Here is a 19,024-nt window from a genome sequence, read left to right on the forward strand (position 1 = left end):
GGCAAGCCGCGGGTCGGCGTGCCCCGACCGGGCGCGCTCGGAGCGGCGGGCGCGCCGCGGGTCGGCGTCGCCGTGCCCCGGCTCGCCCGGCCGCCGCGCGGCGGCGGCGTCGTCGCCCTCCTGCAATGCCATCGCCGCGGTCAACGCCGCGCGGGCGCGGGCGATCCTGTCCTCGTCGGGGTCCGGGATGCGGGCGTGGGCCGCGCGGAGGCGTTCGTCGACGGTCATTTCGGGCTCCTCTCCGGGGCGAGTTCGGCCGTGAGGTGTGCGCGGGCGCGGGCGAGGCGGGAGCGGACGGTGCCGATCGCGACGCCGGTGACGACCGCGATCTCCTCGTAGGTCAGGTCCGCCCACGCGAACAGCAGCAGTGCCTCGCGCTCCTCGGCACGCAACGCCGCGAGCGCGACGGCGAGGTGCGGGTCCGGCAGCTCGAACTCCGGCTCCGCGACGGTCGCGGGGTGCCCCGCCCACTCGGCCAGCGCGGCCTGCCGCCGGCCGGCACCGCGGGTGTGGTCGCGCAGCAGGTTGGTCGCGATCGTGAACAGCCACGCGCGCGGGCTGCCGTCGACGAAGCCGGAACGGGCGGCGTACGCGCGCAGGAAGGTCTCGGCCGCGAGGTCCTCCGCCGCCGCGCGGTCGCCGAGCCGGTGGGCGAGATACCGATACACCGGCGCGTACTGCGCGTCGAAGAGCGCGTGGAAGTCCATCGTCACCCGCTGTAACGCGCGAGGGCCTCCGCGAGTTCCCGCACGACGAGTGTCAACTTGATCGGGCTCTACACGGATAACTTGACGTTCGTTGCGCGCGCTCAGACGACGAGTGCGGCCGGCGGTTCGGCGGACACCGGCGCCGACTCGCTCACCGCGCGCCACGCGACCGCCAGCCGTAAGGCCGCGTCCTCGAGCACCGGTTCCGGCAGGCTGAACGGGAGGCGCACGTAGCGTTCGAAGGCGCCGTCGACCCCGAAGCGCGGGCCGGCGGCGAGCCGCAGGCCGAACCGATCGGCGACCGCGGCCAGCGCGGTGCTGCGCGGCGCGTCGAGCTCCGCCCACAACGAGAGCCCGCCCGCCGGCGGGTCGATCCGCCACTCGGGCAGGTGCACGGACAGCGCGGCCAGGAACGCGTCCCGCCGCGAGCGGGCGCCGGCACGCTGGCGCACGAGGACGTCGTCGGCCTCGGCCAGCAGCGAGACCGCCACCAACTGCTCGAGCACCGGGCTGCAGATGTCCAGTGCGGCGCGGGCCGCGGCCAGGCGGCGCACGAGCGCGGGGTTCGCGCGGATCCAGCCGATCCGCATTCCCGCCCAGAAGGTCTTGCTCATCGAGCCGACGGTGATCGCGGTCTCGCCGTCGGGGTCGAACGTCGCCACCGGCGGCGGCGGGGTGCCGCCGTCGAGATGCAGCCCGGCGATCGTCTCGTCGACGATCAGCGGCGTGCGCGACGCGCGGGCGAGCGCCACGATCCGCTCGCGGTCGCCGACCGGCATCGTCAGGCCGGTCGGGTTCTGGTGGTCCGGAATCACGTAGACGAGGCGCGGCGCGGCCTGGCGCATCGTCGCCTCGAGCATGTCGAGGTCCCACCCGCCCGGAAGCATCGACACCGGCACGGGCCGCGCGCCCATCGCGCGCACCGCGTCCAGCGCCGCCGGGTAGGTCGGGTGCTCGGTGACCACGCGGTCCCCCGGTCCGGCGAGCACGCGCAAGAGCAGCGTGAACGCGTGCAGCGCGCCCGCGGTGACCAGCACCTGCTCGGGGGACGTCGGCAAGCCGCGCCCGGTCAGATGTCCCGCGATCGCCGCCCGCAGCGTCGGGAGGCCGGCCGCGTCGTAACCCGGTCCGGGCAAGTGGCGGGGAAGCTCGGCGGACGCGGCGACCAGCGCGGCGTGCAGCGCACCTTCCGGCGCGGCGCACGCGGCGCAGCTGAGGTCGATGACGTCCTCCGCGTACGGCGCGACGTCCGCCGCGACACCGACATCGGCCGGCAGTCGCGTCCAACTCCCTGAACCGCGGCGCGAGGCCAGGAACCCCTCGTCGCGCAAGGCGGCGTACGCGGCGGTCGCGGTCGTGCGGCTCACGCCCAGCGCTTCGGCCAACTCGCGCTCGCCCGGGAGGCGCGTGCGCAGCGGCAGGCGACCGTCGAGCACGAGCAGCCGTACCGCGCGCGCCAGCGCGAGGTACGCCGGCCCTGAAGACCGCCACGATCCCAGCAGCCGCGCGAGGTGCGGCCCGCTCAATCCTCGATCTGGAAGCATCTACCAGGCCACTTTCTCAGAATTGGCTATGGATTTCAATGCCAATCACCGCCACACTGCGCAGCATGACCCGACGCCTCCTGCAGCTCTACGCCGGCCTGACCCTCTACGGCGTGAGCATGGCACTGCAGATCCGCGCCGGCCTCGGCCTCGATCCGTGGGACGTCTTCCACCAGGGCGTCTCGGACAAGACGGGCCTCTCGTTCGGCACGATCGTGATCATCACCGGCGCGCTGGTCCTGCTCGCCTGGGTCCCGCTGCGGCAGATGCCGGGTATCGGGACGGTCAGCAACGTGTTCGTGATCGGCATCGTGGTCGACATCGCACTGTCGGTGGTCGGCGACGTGCACGGCCTCGGCTACCAGCTCACGCTGCTCGCCGCCGGCGTCTTCCTCAACGCCGTCGCGGGCGCGGCCTACATCGGCGCCGGGCTCGGCCCGGGCCCGCGCGACGGCCTGATGACCGGGCTCGTGCGCCGGACCGGCAAGAGCGTGGGCGTCATCCGCACGAGCATCGAGGTCGGCGTCCTGAGCGTCGGCTTCCTCCTCGGCGGCACGGTCGGCCTCGGCACCGTCGTCTACGCGCTCTCGATCGGCCCGCTGCTGCAGCTGATGCTGCCCGCGTTCACGATCAAGGAGCCGGTTCCGGCGCTGGCGTAGCGACCTCGAGGAACCGCTGCAGGATCGGCGAGTCGTCGTCCTCGCGCCAGACGACCTCGAGCGGCAGGTACAGCTCGGGCACCAGCAGCGCCGTGTGGATGTGCGGCGCGGCGTTGCGGGCCACGCGCTCGGTGGCGAGCGTCACGAGATCGGCGCCCGGCGGCCATTCCTCGTCCTCCCAGACCGCGGGCGCGACGACCGTGACCGGCTCGAAGCCGTGCTCGCGGCAGAGCCGGCGCAGGCGCCGGTTGAAGCCGGCGTTGAGCTCCTCCGCCGGCACGACGAAGCGATCGCCGCGCAGCGCTGTGAGCTCGAGCTGCGACTCGCCCGCGAAGCGGTGCGTGCGACGCATGAACAGGTGCATCCGCTCGTGCAGCAGCACGCGCCGCGCCAGACCGGGCACCGGCTCGGTGCAGAACCCGAGGGCGACGTCGAGCCGGTGGCTGAGCAGCTCGCGGCAGAGGTTGCCGGTGGTCGCCTCCGACGCGTCGACCGCGATGCCCGGATGCGCCTCGCGCAGCCGCGACAGCAGGGCGGGGCGGACCTCGTGGCGAGCGGCGGGCGAGCTGCCCACCCGGAGGGTCCCGAGCACGCCACGCCCCGCCAGCGCCGCGTTGGCGAACGCGCCGTCGACGGCCTGCAGCGCCGCCACGCCGTCGGCGAGCAGCCGCCGCCCCGCCGCGGTCAGCTCGACGTGGCGGGTGGTGCGCACGAACAGGTCGACGCCCAGCTCCGCCTCCAGCTGCCGGATCGCCTGGCTCACCGGCGACGCCGCCATGTGCAGGCGATCGGCGGCGCGCGAGAAGCTCAGCTCCTCCGCGACGGCGACGAAGTAGCGCAGGTGGCGCAGTTCAGCCACAGAACGGATCATGACGCGCCGCGTCGCAATGCGTGCGGATCGCGTCTTTCTCCGTCGCGATCGAGGCCGTACCTTCGGCCCCATGCCCGCCATCGCCCTCCATCCCGCGACACTCAGCGACCAGCAGGAACTTCAGCGGCTCGCCGCCCTCGACTCCGCCGAACCGCTGCACGGCGACGTCCTGCTCGGCCGCGTCAACGGCGAGCTTCGCGCCGCGCTGTCGGTCGACGACGGCCGCGTCGTCGCCGACCCGTTCTGCCACACCGCCCAGCTCGTCGCCCTGCTGCGCACGTGGAACTACTCGTACTGAACCGCGCGGAGGTCGAGGAGTTGCTCGACCTCCACGCGCTGCTCGCCGCCCTGCGCGACGGCTTCACCGCACTGACCGCCGGCGAGGTCACGGCGCCGGGCCGCAACGAGCTGACGATGCCCGACGAGGCGTTCCTGCTCGGGATGCCCGGCCGGCTGCGCGACGGCGTGATGACCGTGAAGGTCGTGACCGTCTTCGAGTCCCACGACCCGAGCCACCTGGCGACGATCGGCCTCTATGACGCGCGCACCGGCGCCTGCCGCGCGTTCATGGACGGCACGTACATCACCGCGATCCGGACGAGCGCCGCGGCCGCGGTCGCCACCGATCTGCTGGCACGCCGGGACGCCCGCACGCTCACGATCATCGGCGCCGGCGTGCAGGGCGAGCATCACCTGCGCGTCTTCCCGCTCGTCCGCGACTTCGACGAGATCCGCGTCTGCTCGCTCTACCGCGCCGACGCCGAGCGCGTCGCCGCGCTGCACCCCCGCGCCCACGTCGTCGACGACCCCGAGGCCGCGGTGCACGGCGCCGACGTCGTCGCGCTCGCCACCCACGCCGCGCAGCCGGTGATCGATCCGGGCTGGATCGCCCCCGGCACCCACGTCAGCTCGGTCGGCTACCGCCCGCCGGACGGAGAGCTTCCTCGCGAGCTCACGCGCGCGAGGCTCTTCGTCGAGACGCGCGAGGCGTTCGAGCCGACGCCCGTCGGCTGCGCCGAGCTGCAGGGCCTGGACCCGCGCGCCGCCACCGAGCTCGGCGAGGTCCTGCTCGGCCGCGCGCCCGGCCGCACGGACGAGCGGGAGATCACCGTCTACAAGGCCATGGGCCACGTCGTCGAGGACATCGTCGCCGCGGAACTGGTCTACGCCTCCGCGGGCGGTCGTGGCACGCTCGTCGAGCTGTAAGGCCCGTCGAATCCCGCGCGGCTGCGGGCGCGCACGCTGACCTTCTCGGAGCGGATCGTGGCGATGCCGCGCAGGGTCGCTCGATCGGTTCGCCGAACCGTCGCGGACGCCGGCCGCGACAAGGGGCGCATGCGCCTCCCCATCGCTCTTCCTGCTCTCCTGCTCGCGCTCCTCGGACTCGCCCCGTCCGCACACGCGAGCAGCATCCTGTACGTCAAGGGCGACGACCTGTGGCTTGCCGCTCCCGACGGGTCCCGCAAAGTCCAGGTGACCCACGCCGGCGGCTACGCGTGGCCTTCACAGGCCGACGACGGCACGATCGTGGCGATGGACGAGGCCACGCGGGTCGCCCGCCTCGACCGCGCCGGTCACCCGATCGGCGACCCGTTCCCGTTCTCGATCCGCCCGGGCAACCCCGTTCGGGCTGACCGGGCCGTGGTCGCCGTCCGTCTCCCCCAACGGCCGTCTGATCGCCTTCCCACGCTCGCGAGCGCGCTCCGCAAGGGCCTGACGGTGCGCGTCGGCGCGCCCGGCCGCGTCACGATCACGGGCAAGCTCGCCGCCAAGACGGCGAAGCGCCTGCACCTCCAGCGAACCGTCGCCCGCGCCACTGGAGCGACGACCGTGCGCGTTCGCTTCCTCGCCGCCGCCCGCACCCGCCTAAAGCGAGTGCGGACGGTCGAGCTCACCCTGTCCGGCGCAGGCGCCGAGCAGAAGGTCAGGTTGCGCTAGCTCGACGGCTTTCCTTGGCGATGAACTTGTCCAGCCCCGCCTTGGCCGTCCCGCCGACCTTGCGGCGCAGGAACGGCGTCCAGCCGAGCAGCAGACCCTGCGTGCCGAGCGCCTGGCGCGACCACTTCCAGAAGCTGAACGAGTCCACGTGGTCGACGATCAGCCCGTCCTGGATGACGAGCTTCGCCCGTACGTCGTTGACCACCGGGCGACCGGTGGCGGAGAACGTGTAGGTCGCGATCCAGTGCGCCGCGTGCTCGTCGTGCTCGGCCAGCTCGACCTTGAGGTCGCGCGCGGTGCGGGTGAGCATGCGCCACATCGCCCCCGCCTCGGCCCCGGTGAGGTCGCCGAAGACGGGGTCGCGGAAATGGCCATCCGGCGCGTACGCGGCCGCCATCGCCTCCCCGTCGCGACGGTCGAACGCGGCATAGAACCGCTCCACCACTTCTGCGCTCATGACGCCAGCCTACGCCAGCCCGGCGAGCCGGTAGAGGACGAGGCTGCCGGCGACGGCGACGTTGAGACTTCGCCCGACGCCCAACATCGGTATCTCCACGCACGTGTCGGCGGCGTCGACCATCTCCTCGGGGATGCCACTGGACTCGTGGCCGAGGAGGACGATCGTCGGCTCGCGGGCGACCTCCAACCGCGGCAACGAGACAGATCGCTCCGCGAGCTCGACGGCCACGATCCGCCACCCGAGCGCCCGCTGCGCCTCGACCCACCGCTCCCGCTCGCAGTCGAGCCAGTGGATGCAAGGGCGGCGCACGAGCGTGTCCCCACGCGCGAGCGCCTCGAGGTAGTGCGGCGAGGCCGGGACCGCCATGCAGGCGCCGACCGCGTCGCAGGTGCGGAGCAGGGTCCCGAGATTGACGTTGTACGCCACCCACAGCGGGGCGACGACGAGGTGGTCCGAGCAGCGATGGCTGCCGGTGCGGCGGGCGAGCCGGAGCTCCCGCCGGTCTGAAGCGGCGCTCAACGCGCCGGGGCGTATGCCCTTTCCGTGTGGATCATCGCCGTCGAGGATAGACGGGCTAGGCGGCCAGCAGGGCGCGGTTGCGGCCGGCGTGCTTGGCCTCATACAGCGCGGCGTCGGCGCGCGCGAGCAGCTGCATGGCGTCCTCGCCGCCATCCCACACGGCCACGCCGGCGGACGCGGTCTGGCCGAGCGGAACGACCTCCAGGAGCCGTTCGATGACCGTCATCGCGCCCTCCTCGTCGGAGTGCGGGAGCAGCACCGCGAACTCCTCGCCGCCGTAGCGCGCGAGCGTGTCGGTGGCCCGCAGGGCGGGGCGCCAGGCGATCGCGGTGGCCGCCAGCAGCTGGTCCCCGGCCTGGTGGCCGTGGTGGTCGTTGAAGGCCTTGAAGCGGTCGAGGTCGAGCATCGCCAGGCAGAGGTTCCCGCCGTGGCGGCGGGCACGGGCGATCTCGCGCTCGAGATCCTCGTCCCACACGCGGCGGTTGGGGAGGCCGGTGAGCGCGTCGGTGCGCGCGGTCGCCTGCAGCTGGACGAGCAGGTCGGTGCGCTGGATCGTGATCGCGGCCTCGGAGGCGAGCAGCTGCAGCAGCCCTTCCTCGCGGTCGGAGAGCTCGCGGCGCGGCGTGTTCCAGCTCACGGCCATGACGCCGACGGTGCGCTCGTCCTGGACGATCGGCACCCAGGCGCCGGACTGCGCACCGGTCCGCTCGTTCCAGCGGAACTTCACGCGCGGGTCGGTGAGGACGTCGGCGGCGAAGCCCAGGTCGCCGGTGTGGAACGCGTCCCCGAGCCCCGACTTCACGGCCAGCGACGCGGTCATGCCGCGCAGCGCGGCGCCGATCGAGGCCGTCACCTCGAGCTCCTCGTTCGAGCCCGTGGGTTCCCACAGCATCACCGAGGAGGCCGAGGCGACGTCGCGCACGGCGCGGGTCAGCGTCATCCGCGCCCCGTAGTGGTCGGACTGGCCGGCCAGCTCGTGCGCGATCGCGGACAGCTTCTTCAGGTCGGCGGCCTGCTCCGCGGCGCGGCCCTCGGCCTCGCGCCGCTGCAGGAACTGGGTGACGTGGCCGCCGATCGCCTCGAGCAGGCGGACGAGGCCGGGCTCGGGCTCGCGCGGCGTGCGCGAGACCAGGATCACGACGCCCACCGGCACGCCCGCCGTGCGCAAGGGCAGCGCGGCGGCCGAGCGGATCCCATCGCCGATGCTCTCGTCCGCGCGGGCGGGGTCGGCGATCTCGGCCTTCCACTGCGGCACGCGCGACATCCACGCCTGGCCCGGGAGGCCGTCGCCCACCTCGTAGCCGGAGCGGGCACCGGCGGCCATGAAGCGATCGAGCCGGACGCCCGCGGCGGTCCAGTCGGCGGTGCGGCGCAGGCGCTCGTCGCCCGCCATCTGCCACAGCTCGGCGCCGTCCCAGCCCAGCTCGACGCCCAGCGCCTCGAGCAGGCCCTGACCCATGTCCGCGAGCCCGTCGGCGCTCGAGAGCAGCCGCATGACCGCGCTTTCCGCGGCCCCGTGCTGGAGCGCGCGCTGCGTGTCGGTGACGTCGCGCATGACGCCCACGAACCCGGTCGGCAGGCCGTCCCAGCCGCTGATGGCGCGCACCTGGACCTCGGCCCACCGCTCGGCCCCGCTGGTGGTGATGAAGCGATGCCGCAGCCGCGCGTCGGCGCGCTCGCCGGCCAGCATCGGCGCGAAGGCGTGGGCGTGGGCGGTGCGGTCCTCCGGATGGACGAAGTCCCAGCACGGAAGCCCGAGCGTCGCCTCGACGCTGTGCCCCGTCGCAGCCGTCCAGTTCTCCGAGAGATGTGTCCAGCGGCCCTGTCCGTCGGTCTCGAAGACGCAGTCGACCATGCTCTCGACGACGCGGCGGTGGCGCTCCTCGCTGCGCCGCAGGCGGCCCTCGGCGTCGCGGAACGCGGTGAGGTCCGCGTTGACGACGACGGCGCCGAGCTTGCGTCCTTCCGGGGTCGTGATCGGGCCGCCGCTGGCGAGCAGCGCCAGCGTGCCGACCGGGGTGTCGACCCGCATCTCGACGTCGCGCACCTCCTCGCCGCGCAGCGCGCGCAGCAGCGGCGCCTCGTGCGGCCCGAACGGCTCGCCGTCGGGGTGCTTGAGCCCGAACGCCTCGGCCCATTCGAGCGGGTGCAGGTCGAGCTTGCCCGCGGTGTGGCGGCCGCCGAAGTCGACGATCGTGCCCTCGGCGTCGGCGACGATGACCCGCTCGCCGAGCTGCTTGAGCACGGCGGAGAGGAACCCGCGCTGCTCTTCGAGCGAGTGCTGCAGGCGCTTCTCCTCGCCGATGTCGCGGATCGCGAGCATCGCGTGGGTGACCGCGCCGTCGGTCTCGCGGTACGGCACGCAGTCGATCCGGTAGATCGTGACCGAGCGCACGCTGGCCCATTCCAGCGTCTGCGACTCACCCGCCAAGGCGGCCTCGACGCACGGTCGCAGCTCCTCGATGCGGTCCTGGGGGATGACGTCGGCGAGCTTGCGCCCGATGACCTCGGTCGGGGACCAGTGGGGCGAGAGCGCGTCGCCCTCGAAGAGCGTGAAGCGCAGGTCGCGATCGACGAGGCCGATCGCCGTGTCGGGCCACTGCGCGGCGAGCATCCGGTAGCGATGCTCCGAGACCCGGGCGCGGGCGGCGGCGCGATGCGCGAGCGCCGCCGTGAGGATCGCCACGGCGGCGAGGAGCAGCAGCACGACCTCCATCACACATCCCCGTCCAGCAGCGCCGAGCGCAGCGCGTCGCGCGTGTCCTCGAACACGCGCTGCAGCCCGTCCAGGGCGGCGGGTGAGGCGGTGCTCGAGTGCTCGATGTCGGCGGCGAGCTTGGCCATGAAGCCGGCGCCGATGTTCTGGCAGGAGCCCTTGAGCCGGTGGGCGGCACGCCGCACGGCCTCGGAGTCGCCGCTCTCGGCGCCCGCGCGCAGCTCGCCGAGCAGCGGCGGCGTGCTGTCCACGAACAGCTCGATCAGCTGGTCGATGATCTCCGGGTAGTCGACGCGGAAGATCCGCATGCGGGCGTCGTCGAGGAGCGCCTCGAAGGGGTCACCGGCGGGGGCCGGCCCGACCGAGCGCGACGGCGTCGGTTCGGGGGCGCCGCCGGGCGTGCCGAGCCAGCGCGCCAGCACGGCGTCGAGCTCCTCCGGGCGCAGCGGCTTGGACAGGTAGTCGTCCATGCCGACCGCCAGGCAGCGCTCACGATCGCCCGTCATCGCGTGGGCGGTCATGGCGACGATCGGCAGCCGGGTCTTATCGCTCTCGCGGCTCCGGATGGCGGCAGTGGCGGCGTAGCCGTCCATCTCCGGCATCTGGCAGTCCATGAAGACGAGCGCGTAGTGGCGCACGGTCAGCATCGTCAGCGCCTCGCGGCCGTTGACGGCGATCTCGACCTCGTAGCCGCGCTTGCCGAGCATCGCCTCGATCACGCGCTGGTTGACGGCGTTGTCCTCGACGACCAGGATCGCGTCCGAGGAGCTCGTGGGCTTCCCGGCGCCGTGGGCGGGCGCGGGCAGCACGGGGCCGGGCGCGCCCAGCGTGCCCATGGCCTCGGCGACCGTCTCGAGCAGGCGCGCACGGCGGACGGGCTTCTGCAGGTAGTGGTGGATGCCCGCGTCGCGTGCGGCCAGGCGGCGCTCGGTCGTCGAGGTGAGCATCAGCAGGCGTGTGCTGCGCAGCGACGGCGCCAGCGAGATCGCCTGGGCGAGCTCGATGCCGTCCATCTCCGGCATCTGCCCGTCGAGGATGACGAGCTCGAACGGCTCGCCGTTGCGCGCCGCGGCGTGCATGGCGGTCAGTGCCTCGGTGGCGCCGGCCGCCGTCGCGCAGGTGACGCCGGGCGCCTCGAGATAGGCCTCGACGATGTCGCGGTTGGTCGCGTTGTCGTCGACGACGAGGACGTGCAGGGCCTCGGGCAGGGCAGACCGCGTCCGCCGGGCGACATGCGGCGACGACGGCTCGCCCAGCTGCACGGTGAAGGAGAACGTGCTGCCCGCGCCCGGCGTGGAGACGACGCTGATCTCGCCGCCCATCAGCTCGACGAGCTGGCGTGAGATCGTCAGGCCGAGGCCGGTGCCGCCGTAGCGGCGGGTGGTCGACGTGTCGGCCTGGGCGAAGGAGTCGAACAGGCGCTCGATGGCCTTGCGGCTGATGCCGATGCCGGAGTCGGTGACGTCGAAGCGCACCGCGGCGTCCTCGTTGCGCACGCGGACCGTGACCTCGCCCGCCTCCGTGAACTTGACGGCGTTGGAGAGCAGGTTCGTGAGCACCTGGCGCAGCCGGCCGCGGTCGCCGTTGACGACCGTCGCGACGTCGGCGTCGATCCAGGCCATCAGCTCGAGGTTCTTGCCGTGGGCCTGCGGCGCGAGCATCTCGCAGGTGTCTTCGACCGCCTCGCGAAGATCGAAGTCGTGATGATCGAGCTCGAGCTTCCCGGCCTCGATCTTGGAGAAGTCGAGGATGTCGTTGATGACGTCCAGGAGCGCCTCGCTGGAGCTGGCGGCGGTGAGCGCGTAGTCGCGCTGCTGCGGGCTCAGGTCGGAGCCGAGCAGCAGCTCGGTCATGCCGATCACACCGTTGAGCGGCGTGCGGATCTCGTGGCTCATGTTGGCCAGGAACTCGGACTTCGAGCGCGATGCCTCGACGGCCTCGGCGAGGGCGCGCTTGCGCTCGCTGACGTCGGTGCCCATCGTGCCGGTGGCGTAGACGTGACCGCCGGCGTCCTTGAGCGGGAACTTGACGAGCTGGAACGCGCGCCCCTCTGTCGCGGCGTCGCGCTCGAACTCGGCCGCCTCGCCGCTGCGCAGGATGTCGAGGTCGGTGACGCGGATGGCCGCGGCGATCTCCGGCGCGAACAGCTCGTCGTCGGTGCGACCGAAGACCTCGACCCCGACCTGGCCCATCGCGCGGCGCCATTCGTCGTTGACGAGCAGGTAGCGGCCGTCGCGGTCCTTGACCGAGATCGTCGTGGTCGTGTAATCCAGGATCGATTGCAGGCGATCGGTCTGCACGCTGAGATCGCCCTCGCGCTCCGCGAGCGCCGCCGCCATCGTGTTGAACGTGGCGCCGAGCTGGCCGATCTCGCCGAAGCCGTTGGCCGGCACCCGGGTGTCGAGCCGGCCGAACGCGACATGCTCGGCGGCGTGGGCGACGCGCCGCACCGGCAGCAGCACCATGCGGCGCAGGCCGATGCCGAGGGCGATCAGCAACAGGGTGCAGACCAACGCTCCGCCGGAGGCGAGGATGAGCATCCGCTTCCGCAGCGCCTGCGAATGGGCGCGGCGCTGGACCGTGATCACCGACTGGGTGCTGCTGAGCGCGGCGAACTGCTTGCGCAGCGCATCCAGGCGCGTCTTGCCCTCGGTCGTGGCGGCGAGCACGTCGCCGCTGTGATCGCGGATCAGCGGTTCGGTGTAGTCGTTGATGTAGGTGCCGAGGTTGCGGTCGATCCGCGCGATCCGCGGCTCCAGCGCCGGGGGCGCGAGCGCGTGCAGACGAACGAGGCTGGTCGCGAGCTGGAGGCGACCGGCGCGGTAGGGCTCCAGGAAGCGCGGATCGTCGGTGAGCATGTAGCCGCGCACGCCGGTCTCGAGGTCGACGACGAGCCGCTCCAGCCGCAGCGACTCCTGCGTCATCTGGCTCGTCGCGCGCTGCGATTTGGAGGTTGCGTCGAGCGAGCGGACGGTGACCACCATCGTCGCCGACATGCCCGCGACGACGACGCCGATCAGGCTCAGGGCGACGATGATCGGCACGCCAAGCCCGTGCATGCGGGTACGAAGGGAGGCTGTCGCGAACCGAGGGAACATCGCTCAGTACCATCCATCGGCCGGAACGGGCCCGGGCTGCAATCGAGCTGCCGCCTCGCGCGTCAGGACACGGACCCCGGACCCCTATGAAGATCCTGATCGTGGACGACGAGCCGGGCACGAGACTCACGGTCGCCGCGACCGTCGAGCGCCTTGGGCACCGCGCGCTGCAGGCCGCCGACGGCGCCGAGGCGTTCAACGCCTTCGAGATGTTCCGGCCCGAGGTCCTCATCACCGACTGGGAGATGCCGGGCATGAGCGGGAGCGAGCTCGCCGCCCGGATCCGCTCGACCGAGGCCAACTACACGTACATCATGGTTTTGACGGGCCGCGCGGACGAGAGCGCCTCGCGCGAGGCGGTGCAGCTCGGCGCCGACGACGTGCTCTCAAAGCCCCCTGACGCGGCCGAGATCGAGCGTGGGCTGATCGCGGCCGAGCGGATCACGGCGATGCACCGCCGCTTGGATGCCGACGCGCGCGTCGACACGCTCACGAGCGCCGGCTCGCGCTCGCGCCTGGATGAGGATCTCGCGGCGCTGTGCGCGCGGGTGGTGCGCTACGGGCACGCGTACTGCGTGGCGATGGTGGGCGTCGAGCCCCCGACCAACGACGTGCTCGCGCGCGCCGGGCGAGCGCTGGTGACGGAGATCCGCTCCGGCGACGCGGTGTACCGGTCGGGGACCAAGCAGTTCGTCGTGCTGCTGCCCGAGCAGGCGCTGGACACCGCCAACCTCGCCGCCGCGCGGCTGCGGCGCGCGGTCGAGAGCGCGGTGCCCCACGAGACCGCGGTCAGCGTCGGGATCGTCACGACCGCGGGAGCGACGCCCGAGCCCGCGGCGCTGCTCGACCTGGCCGAGGCCGCCCGCGCGCGATCGGAACAGACCGGCGGCGTCGAGGACTCGCAGTCGGTGAGCGCCGGGCAGGCGCTGCGGCTGATCGTCGCCGACGACGACCCCGTCTCACGGCTGATGCTCGGCGCGATCCTCAAGCGCGAGCCCGGCTTCGAGGTCGTGGGCGAGGCGGCGGACGCCGGACAGGCGGTCGAGCTCGCGCTGCGGCGGCGGCCGGACGTCGTGCTGCTCGACGTCGACATGCCGGGCGGCGGCGGTGCGCGCGCGGCGGTTCAGATCCGCGAAGGGCTGCCCGAGGTCCGGATCGTGGCGATCAGCGCCGACGACTCACAGAGCACGCAGTACGACATGATGCGCGCGGGCGCGGTGGGCTTCCTCACGAAGGGCTCGCCGGACGACGAGATCCTCCGCGTGATCCGCTCGTCCGTCCGATGGTGAACCGACTTAAGGTCGGATGATCGGGGTGGGGCGGAGGGGATGTCCGCCTTTAATGACTACTCGACGCTGGCGAAGGGGGGAAAGTCCCCCGTGATGCGCATGCGCCGGCGGTCGCGAATCTCGCGCTGGCCGCCGCCCGTGGAGCCCGGCAGCCTGCGTTCCTTCTTGCGGCGGTCGACGATGACGGTCACGTTCGGATCGTCTTCGTAATAGTCAGCGAGTTTGGGGTAGAGCTCGTCGGCCAACGGCTCCGGTACGACGCAATAGATCACGAGCGCGATCCTAGCCCGTTGACCGGTGGAAAGAGATCGGTCATGTGTTGACTCCGAGGTGCAGCGCGCCGCGTTCGTCGGCCGCGGCGTTGACGACCTGCTCCTCCGGGATGAGCTCCGACAGCTCGTCGCCCTGCGCGTCGCGGCGCACGCCGCCCGCCTCGTCGGACAGGTCGACCTCGAAGCGGTACCACGAGAGCTCCCACATCACGGTGATCGAAACCACCGCCGGACGCTCCGGGCGCGGACGCACGCAGACCCCCGGGGCGCCGAGCGAACGGGCGACCCCGCCGACCGTGCGGGTGTGATCGGATGCGTTGAAGACGTCGATTGCGCGCTGCATCTTGAGCTCCGCATTCGTCGGCACGGCGCGAATGTGGCTGCGCGACTCGCGGCGCGGCGGCAGCATCGGCTCCGGCAGCGGCGTCACCGGCTCGGACACCTCGACGTCGTCGTGTTGCGTCTCGCGGGCACGGTCACGGCGATTCGCCCGCAGGCGCTCCATGAACGGCCGGCGCTCGTGGCGCGGGTGGCGCATCTCGAGGTCGTCGGCGCCCGACTCGCGGATCCAGCCCTCGTGCTGCGCGCGGGCCGTGCAGAGATCGCAGACCATTCGGCGCTCCCCGCCGGCGAGGAAGTGCTCCGCGTGCTCGCCGCGCAGCAGTGTTCGCCCGCAGACGTCGCACGCGATGTCCAGCTGATTGGTCCTGATGTCCCTGGTACGAGCCATGACTTGGGAGGGCGAGGATAGCGTCGGGCCGTCCTCGCCCCCGCAGGTCTCTATGCGACGGCTTCCGCTTCTTCCTTGGCCTTGTCGGCGACCTTCTGCGCCAGGTGGCTCGGGATCTCCTCGTAGCGCAGGAACTCGAGCGTGTACTCGCCCTGGCCGCTGGTCATCGAGCGCAGGTCGGGCGCGTAGGCGAGCATCTCGCTCATCGGCACCTCGGCCTTGACGTCGGTCATGCCGCCGACCGCCTCGGTGCCCAGCGGGCGCCCGCGGCGGGAGCTCAGGTCGCCCATCACGTCACCGACCGAATCGTCGGGCACCGAGCAGGTGACGAGCATGATCGGCTCCAGCAGCACCGCGCCCGCCTGCTCGAGCGCCTGGCGCATCGCCAGCGAGCCGGCGAGCTTGAAGGCCATCTCCGAGCTGTCGACGGTGTGGAAGGAGCCGTCGAAGAGCTTTACGCGCACGCCCTTGACCGGATAGCCGGCCACGGCGCCCTGCTGCATCGCCTCGAGCACGCCCTTCTCGACGGCGGGGATGAACCCGTTGGGGATCACGCCGCCCTTGATGGCGTTGACGAACTCGAACTCGCCGCTGGCCAGTGGCTCGATCTCGATGTGGCAATCGCCGAACTGGCCGCGGCCGCCGGTCTGCTTCTTGTGGCGCCCGTGGGCCTTCGCCGAGCCGCGGATCGTCTCCTGGTAGGGCACCCGCGGCGGCTTGAGCGTGACCTCGGCGCCGAAGCGGCTCTTCATCCGGTCGACGATCACCTCGACGTGGATCTGGCTCAGCCCGGCGACGATCTGCTCGCCGGTCTGCTCGTCGCGGTGCAGGTCGATCGTCGGGTCCTCTTCCTGCAGGCGCCGCAGGGCGGTGTGGACCTTGTCCTCGTCGCCCTTGTTCTTGGGCTCCATGGCAAAGGCCATGACCGGGGCGGGGAGCTTGATGCGCGGCATGTGGATCGGCTGGTCGCGCGCCGCCAGCCAGTCGCCGGCGTGGGTCTCCTTGAGCTTGGCGACCGCGCCGATGTCTCCCGGGCCGAAGGCGTCGGCGTGGCTGACCTCCTTGCCGCGCGGCACCAGCAGCTGGCCCACGCGCTCCTTGTGATGCGTGCGGGTGTTCATCACCTGCGTGTCGTGCGTCATCGTGCCCTGATAGACGCGGAAGAGGTTGATCCGGCCGGCAAACGGGTCCGCGCGGGTCTTGAAGACGTAGGCGAACATCTCGCCCTCGGGGTCGGGCTCGAGGTGGAAGCCCTCTTCGACCTGGACGCGTTCGTGCTGGGCCGGGGACGGGAGATCGTCGACGATCGCGTCCAGGAGCCGGTTCGCGCCCAGGCGGGTCGTCGCCACGCCGCAGGTCACCGGGAAGATGTGGCCGTGGTCGGTGCCGTCCTCGAGCGCGGTGACGATCTCCTCGTGCGAGATCTCCTCGCCCTCCAGATAGCGCTCCATCAGCGCCTCGGAGTTCTCGGCGACCTCGTCCATCAGCTTCTCGCGGTACTCCTGTGCGGTGTCGGCGAGCGCGTCCGGGATCGGGATCTCGGTGCAACTGCCGCTCTCGTCGTAGGCGTAGGCCTTCATGTCCACGAGGTCGATCAGGCCGCTGAGCTCGTGCTCGGCGCCGATCGGGATCTCGGTGGCGACGACGTGCTGCCCGAAGGCGTCCTTGAGCGAATCGAGCGTCCGGAAGAAGTCAGCCCGCTCGCGATCGAGCATGTTCACGTAGACCAACCGCGCCACGCCGAGCTCCTCCGCGCGCTCCCAGAGCCGCCGCGTGGAGATCTCGACGCCCATCACGCCGTTGACCACGAAGATCGCGGACTCGCACACGCGCAGGGCGCCCAGGGCGTCGGCGATGAAGCTCGGCTCCCCGGGGGTGTCGATCAGGTTGACCTTCGTGTCGCGCCACTCGAACGAGGCGAGCGACGCGGAGATGGACATGCCACGCGCCTTCTCGTCGTCGTCGGAGTCCGAGACCGTCGTTCCGTCAGCCACCGAGCCGAGCCTCGTCGTCGCACCGGCCTCGAACATCAAGGCCTCGTGCAACGACGTCTTCCCGCTCCCCCGGTGGCCCACTAGGGCCACGTTGCGGATCCTGTCTGCGGCGTGCGGCATGCCTGGTGCTCCTCTCTCCCTCGGAGATATGTCCGAGAAGTGAACGCTACCGCCAGCGCCGCGAGATTGTGCTCTTAGTCGCGAAGATTGTCGCCCTGCAGCCGCGACTTCAGGCGCAGGACCGCCTTCGTGTGCAGCTGAGAGATGCGCGATTCGGTCACGCCGAGGACCTCGCCGATCTCTCGGAGCGTCAGGTTCTCGTAGTAGTAGAGCGCGATCACGAGCTTCTCGCGCTCGGGCAGCGCGGCGATCGCGTCCGCCAGGCGGTCCTTGACCTCGGACTGGGCGAGCAGTTGCTCGGGGTCCGGGGCGTCGGGGTCCTGGAGCGTGTCGAGCAGGCTGACGGCGTCGCCGGAGGAGTCCGACACCGCCCACAGCTCGTCGAGTGCGACGACCGTGGAGGTCGAGATCTTGACCAGCGCGTCTTGGAACTCGGTCGTCGAGATCTTCAGCTCACGGGCCATCTCGTCGTCCGTGGGCGTGCGGTGCAGCTGGTGCTCGAGCTTGGCGTGGGCCTTCTCGATCTCCCGGGCACGGGCGCGAACGGACCGCGGCACCCAGTCGAGGGCGCGCAGCTCGTCGATGATCGCGCCCTTGATGCGCGTGATCGCGTACGTCTCGAACTTGATCTCGCGAGTGAGATCGAAGCGCTCGATCGCGTTGATCAGGCCGAGCAGGCCATAGGAGATGAGATCGGCCTCTTCCACGTGCGCCGGCAGTCCGGACGACATGCGCCCAGCGACGTACTTCACAAGTGGTGAGTAGGCGACGACGAGCTGTTCGCGGGCCTTATCGCTGCCGTCGGTCTTATACCGACGCCACAGGTCCTTCAGCTCGATCGCTTTGACGTTGGTCTCCAGAGCGGCCTCTTTTTCACGCCCGCGGGTGGCTCTTGGCATACGCCGCCCGAAGCCGGGCGGACTCTACCCGAGTGTAGACCTGGGTCGTCGAGATACTCGCGTGACCCAGCATCTCCTGAATGGCTCTCAGGTCGGCACCACCCTCCAGCAGATGGGTGGCGAAGGAATGACGGAGGGCGTGCGGGTGCACGCCGGTCTGTGTGCTGGCGTGGCGCGCCCACACGCGCAGGCGCCGGCGAACGTCGCTCGTCGAGAGCCGCCTGCCGCTCTTGGACACGAACAGCGCGGTCTCGGGCTCCCCACCGGTCAATGCCGGGCGGGCGCGTTCGAGATAGGTCGCGATGCTGCGCAGCGCGGGCTCACCAGTGGGCACGAACCTGGTCTTAGCACCCTTTCCCTCGACGCGTACCTGTTCTTGGTCGAAGTTGATGCTGGTGACATCGAGATCCACCAGCTCCTCGGCGCGCAGACCGCTCGAGTAGGCGAGCTCGAACAGGGCGCGATCGCGCTGCTCGAGCGGGGTCGAGGCGGGGATCTTCTCGAGCAGGCGGGCGACGTCGTCCGGTTTCAGGGTTTTCGGCAGCGTCTGCGGCAGCTTGGGCGCCGGGATCAGGTCGGCGGGGTTGCTGGCCACGACGCCGTGCTCGAGCAGCGAGCGGAACAGGCTGCGGATCGAGGCCAGCTTGCGCGCCATCGTCCGCGGCGCCGCGCCGCGCTGGCTCAGCCGCGCCGCCCACCGGCGCAGGACCTTGTAGTCGACCTGGTCCGGAAGCAGACCGTTGGCCGTCGCCCACGACGCGAGCTCTGCGGCGTCGGTCCCGTAGGCCTTACGGGTGCGCTCGGCCGAGCCGCGGCGCTGGAGGTCCGCGTCGAAGGTCCGCAGGGCCTCCCGCCAAGGCTCGGAGACCGCCGCCGTACCCTGGGTGGGCGTGAGCGCCTTCTTCATCGACACGTCCACGGGTCAGATCGCCACCCGGAACCAGCTGGTCGCACGAGGCGTCATGCCGTCAACCGACCTGCCGCCGCGGCCATGGCACCCGGTGCGCGGGGACCGCGACGCGAGCACCCTGTGGTACGCGGTGATGCGGTTGCAGACGCGCGGCGTGTTCATCGGCACGTTGGTCATTCGCCACTCCGACCACCATGCCTTCCTGCTGCAGCAGGGGTGGCAGGAAGTGCCGCCAGAGGACATCGACGGCGGCGAGGCCGGGGTCTCGAAGTCCATCTGGACAGCCGAAGAAGCCTGA

General features: G+C 71.7%; 19 protein-coding genes. 6 read left to right on the forward strand and 13 right to left on the reverse strand.

From position 1 onward, the window contains the following. The 3 genes from OM076_RS41185 to yczR form a co-directional block, all read right to left on the reverse strand. The coding region (locus OM076_RS41185) for a hypothetical protein (RefSeq protein WP_270046029.1) at nt 1-228 on the reverse strand (228 nt) is incomplete at its 3' end. Continuing rightward, nucleotides 225-707 carry an RNA polymerase sigma factor gene (locus OM076_RS41190; RefSeq protein ID WP_270046030.1) on the reverse strand — a complete coding sequence of 161 codons (483 nt, stop codon included), beginning with the start codon at nt 705-707 and terminating at the stop codon, nt 225-227. The genes OM076_RS41185 and OM076_RS41190, both read right to left, overlap by 4 nt. 101 nt (nt 708-808) lie before the next feature. Then, a complete protein-coding gene (gene yczR / locus OM076_RS41195; protein ID WP_270046031.1) occupies nt 809-2,251 on the reverse strand; it encodes a MocR-like transcription factor YczR in 1,443 nt (480 codons plus the stop codon). Between the two features lie 65 nt (nt 2,252-2,316). Between yczR and yczE the strand changes: the two genes are divergently transcribed. Next, nucleotides 2,317-2,910 carry a membrane protein YczE gene (gene yczE / locus OM076_RS41200; RefSeq protein WP_270046032.1) on the forward strand — a complete coding sequence of 198 codons (594 nt, stop codon included), beginning with the start codon at nt 2,317-2,319 and terminating at the stop codon, nt 2,908-2,910. Here the strand turns inward: yczE and OM076_RS41205 are convergent. Further along, on the reverse strand, nt 2,882-3,769 hold the full coding sequence (locus OM076_RS41205; protein WP_270046033.1) for a LysR family transcriptional regulator: 888 nt from the start codon (nt 3,767-3,769) through the stop codon (nt 2,882-2,884). The two genes, yczE and OM076_RS41205, sit on opposite strands and share 29 nt — an antisense overlap. Nucleotides 3,770-3,851: 82 nt before the next feature. On the opposite strand from OM076_RS41205, the gene OM076_RS41210 reads away from it, so the two are divergent. From OM076_RS41210 to OM076_RS41220, 3 genes are all read left to right on the forward strand, one after another. Next, complete coding sequence (locus tag OM076_RS41210; RefSeq protein ID WP_270046034.1) at nt 3,852-4,079, forward strand: hypothetical protein; 228 nt, start codon at nt 3,852-3,854, stop codon at nt 4,077-4,079. Next, entirely contained in the window at nt 4,061-4,987 is a 927-nt protein-coding gene (locus OM076_RS41215) for an ornithine cyclodeaminase family protein (protein ID WP_270046035.1), read from the forward strand. The genes OM076_RS41210 and OM076_RS41215 overlap by 19 nt, the downstream gene beginning before the upstream one ends. Nucleotides 4,988-5,116: 129 nt before the next feature. Continuing rightward, complete coding sequence (locus tag OM076_RS41220) at nt 5,117-5,719, forward strand: hypothetical protein (RefSeq protein ID WP_270046036.1); 603 nt, start codon at nt 5,117-5,119, stop codon at nt 5,717-5,719. Here OM076_RS41220 and OM076_RS41225 read toward each other — a convergent pair. The 4 genes from OM076_RS41225 to OM076_RS41240 are packed head-to-tail and all read right to left on the reverse strand — an operon-like array spanning nt 5,706 to nt 12,473. Further along, nucleotides 5,706-6,176: a nuclear transport factor 2 family protein gene (locus OM076_RS41225; protein ID WP_270046037.1), complete on the reverse strand. Its 471-nt coding sequence runs from the start codon at nt 6,174-6,176 to the stop codon at nt 5,706-5,708. The two genes, OM076_RS41220 and OM076_RS41225, sit on opposite strands and share 14 nt — an antisense overlap. A 9-nt stretch (nt 6,177-6,185) precedes the next feature. Beyond that, nucleotides 6,186-6,698, reverse strand: coding sequence for a TrmH family RNA methyltransferase (locus OM076_RS41230; protein WP_270046038.1), 513 nt, complete (start codon nt 6,696-6,698; stop codon nt 6,186-6,188). 55 nt (nt 6,699-6,753) lie between these two features. Continuing rightward, the gene (locus OM076_RS41235) at nt 6,754-9,414 is read right to left on the reverse strand and encodes a diguanylate cyclase domain-containing protein (RefSeq protein WP_270046039.1); all 2,661 of its coding nucleotides are present in this window, start codon (nt 9,412-9,414) and stop codon (nt 6,754-6,756) included. Further along, nucleotides 9,414-12,473 carry a hybrid sensor histidine kinase/response regulator gene (locus tag OM076_RS41240; RefSeq protein WP_270046040.1) on the reverse strand — a complete coding sequence of 1,020 codons (3,060 nt, stop codon included), beginning with the start codon at nt 12,471-12,473 and terminating at the stop codon, nt 9,414-9,416. Before OM076_RS41240 ends, OM076_RS41235 begins: the two co-directional genes overlap by 1 nt. Before the next feature lie 125 nt (nt 12,474-12,598). Here OM076_RS41240 and OM076_RS41245 point away from each other — a divergent pair, with 125 nt between their 5' ends. Beyond that, nucleotides 12,599-13,801, forward strand: a complete 1,203-nt coding sequence (locus tag OM076_RS41245) for a response regulator (protein ID WP_270046041.1) — start codon at nt 12,599-12,601, stop codon at nt 13,799-13,801. Nucleotides 13,802-13,857: 56 nt separating this feature from the next. Here the strand turns inward: OM076_RS41245 and OM076_RS41250 are convergent, their stop codons facing one another. The 5 genes from OM076_RS41250 to OM076_RS41270 all read right to left on the reverse strand — a co-directional run bounded on the left by OM076_RS41250 (nt 13,858) and on the right by OM076_RS41270 (nt 18,723). Next, nucleotides 13,858-14,073, reverse strand: a complete 216-nt coding sequence (locus OM076_RS41250; RefSeq protein WP_270046042.1) for a hypothetical protein — start codon at nt 14,071-14,073, stop codon at nt 13,858-13,860. 40 nt (nt 14,074-14,113) lie between these two features. Continuing rightward, the gene (locus tag OM076_RS41255; protein ID WP_270046043.1) at nt 14,114-14,803 is read right to left on the reverse strand and encodes a hypothetical protein; all 690 of its coding nucleotides are present in this window, start codon (nt 14,801-14,803) and stop codon (nt 14,114-14,116) included. Between the two features lie 50 nt (nt 14,804-14,853). Further along, nucleotides 14,854-16,917, reverse strand: coding sequence for an elongation factor G (gene fusA, locus OM076_RS41260; RefSeq protein WP_270046044.1), 2,064 nt, complete (start codon nt 16,915-16,917; stop codon nt 14,854-14,856). Between the two features lie 74 nt (nt 16,918-16,991). Further along, nucleotides 16,992-17,816, reverse strand: a complete 825-nt coding sequence (whiG, locus tag OM076_RS41265; protein WP_270046045.1) for an RNA polymerase sigma factor WhiG — start codon at nt 17,814-17,816, stop codon at nt 16,992-16,994. Further along, on the reverse strand, nt 17,791-18,723 hold the full coding sequence (locus tag OM076_RS41270; RefSeq protein WP_270046046.1) for a tyrosine recombinase XerC: 933 nt from the start codon (nt 18,721-18,723) through the stop codon (nt 17,791-17,793). The genes whiG and OM076_RS41270 overlap by 26 nt, the downstream gene beginning before the upstream one ends. On the opposite strand from OM076_RS41270, the gene OM076_RS41275 reads away from it, so the two are divergent. Further along, nucleotides 18,707-19,024 (forward strand): hypothetical protein, encoded by a 318-nt coding sequence (locus tag OM076_RS41275; RefSeq protein ID WP_270046047.1) that lies wholly within the window; start codon nt 18,707-18,709, stop codon nt 19,022-19,024. The two genes, OM076_RS41270 and OM076_RS41275, sit on opposite strands and share 17 nt — an antisense overlap.

The organism is Solirubrobacter ginsenosidimutans (genome assembly GCF_027587205.1).

Excerpts from the sequence above, each read along its gene's own strand:
- OM076_RS41190 (WP_270046030.1), bottom strand. The coding sequence starts at position 707 with ATGGACTTCCACGCGCTCTTCGACGCGCAGTACGCGCCGGTGTATCGG.
- yczR (WP_270046031.1), bottom strand. The coding sequence starts at position 2,251 with ATGCTTCCAGATCGAGGATTGAGCGGGCCGCACCTCGCGCGGCTGCTG.
- yczE (WP_270046032.1), top strand. The coding sequence starts at position 2,317 with ATGACCCGACGCCTCCTGCAGCTCTACGCCGGCCTGACCCTCTACGGC.
- OM076_RS41210 (WP_270046034.1), top strand. The coding sequence starts at position 3,852 with ATGCCCGCCATCGCCCTCCATCCCGCGACACTCAGCGACCAGCAGGAA.
- OM076_RS41220 (WP_270046036.1), top strand. The coding sequence starts at position 5,117 with ATGCGCCTCCCCATCGCTCTTCCTGCTCTCCTGCTCGCGCTCCTCGGA.
- OM076_RS41225 (WP_270046037.1), bottom strand. The coding sequence starts at position 6,176 with ATGAGCGCAGAAGTGGTGGAGCGGTTCTATGCCGCGTTCGACCGTCGC.
- OM076_RS41235 (WP_270046039.1), bottom strand. The coding sequence starts at position 9,414 with ATGGAGGTCGTGCTGCTGCTCCTCGCCGCCGTGGCGATCCTCACGGCG.
- OM076_RS41240 (WP_270046040.1), bottom strand. The coding sequence starts at position 12,473 with ATGCACGGGCTTGGCGTGCCGATCATCGTCGCCCTGAGCCTGATCGGC.
- OM076_RS41245 (WP_270046041.1), top strand. The coding sequence starts at position 12,599 with ATGAAGATCCTGATCGTGGACGACGAGCCGGGCACGAGACTCACGGTC.
- OM076_RS41255 (WP_270046043.1), bottom strand. The coding sequence starts at position 14,803 with ATGGCTCGTACCAGGGACATCAGGACCAATCAGCTGGACATCGCGTGC.
- fusA (WP_270046044.1), bottom strand. The coding sequence starts at position 16,917 with ATGCCGCACGCCGCAGACAGGATCCGCAACGTGGCCCTAGTGGGCCAC.
- whiG (WP_270046045.1), bottom strand. The coding sequence starts at position 17,816 with ATGCCAAGAGCCACCCGCGGGCGTGAAAAAGAGGCCGCTCTGGAGACC.
- OM076_RS41270 (WP_270046046.1), bottom strand. The coding sequence starts at position 18,723 with ATGAAGAAGGCGCTCACGCCCACCCAGGGTACGGCGGCGGTCTCCGAG.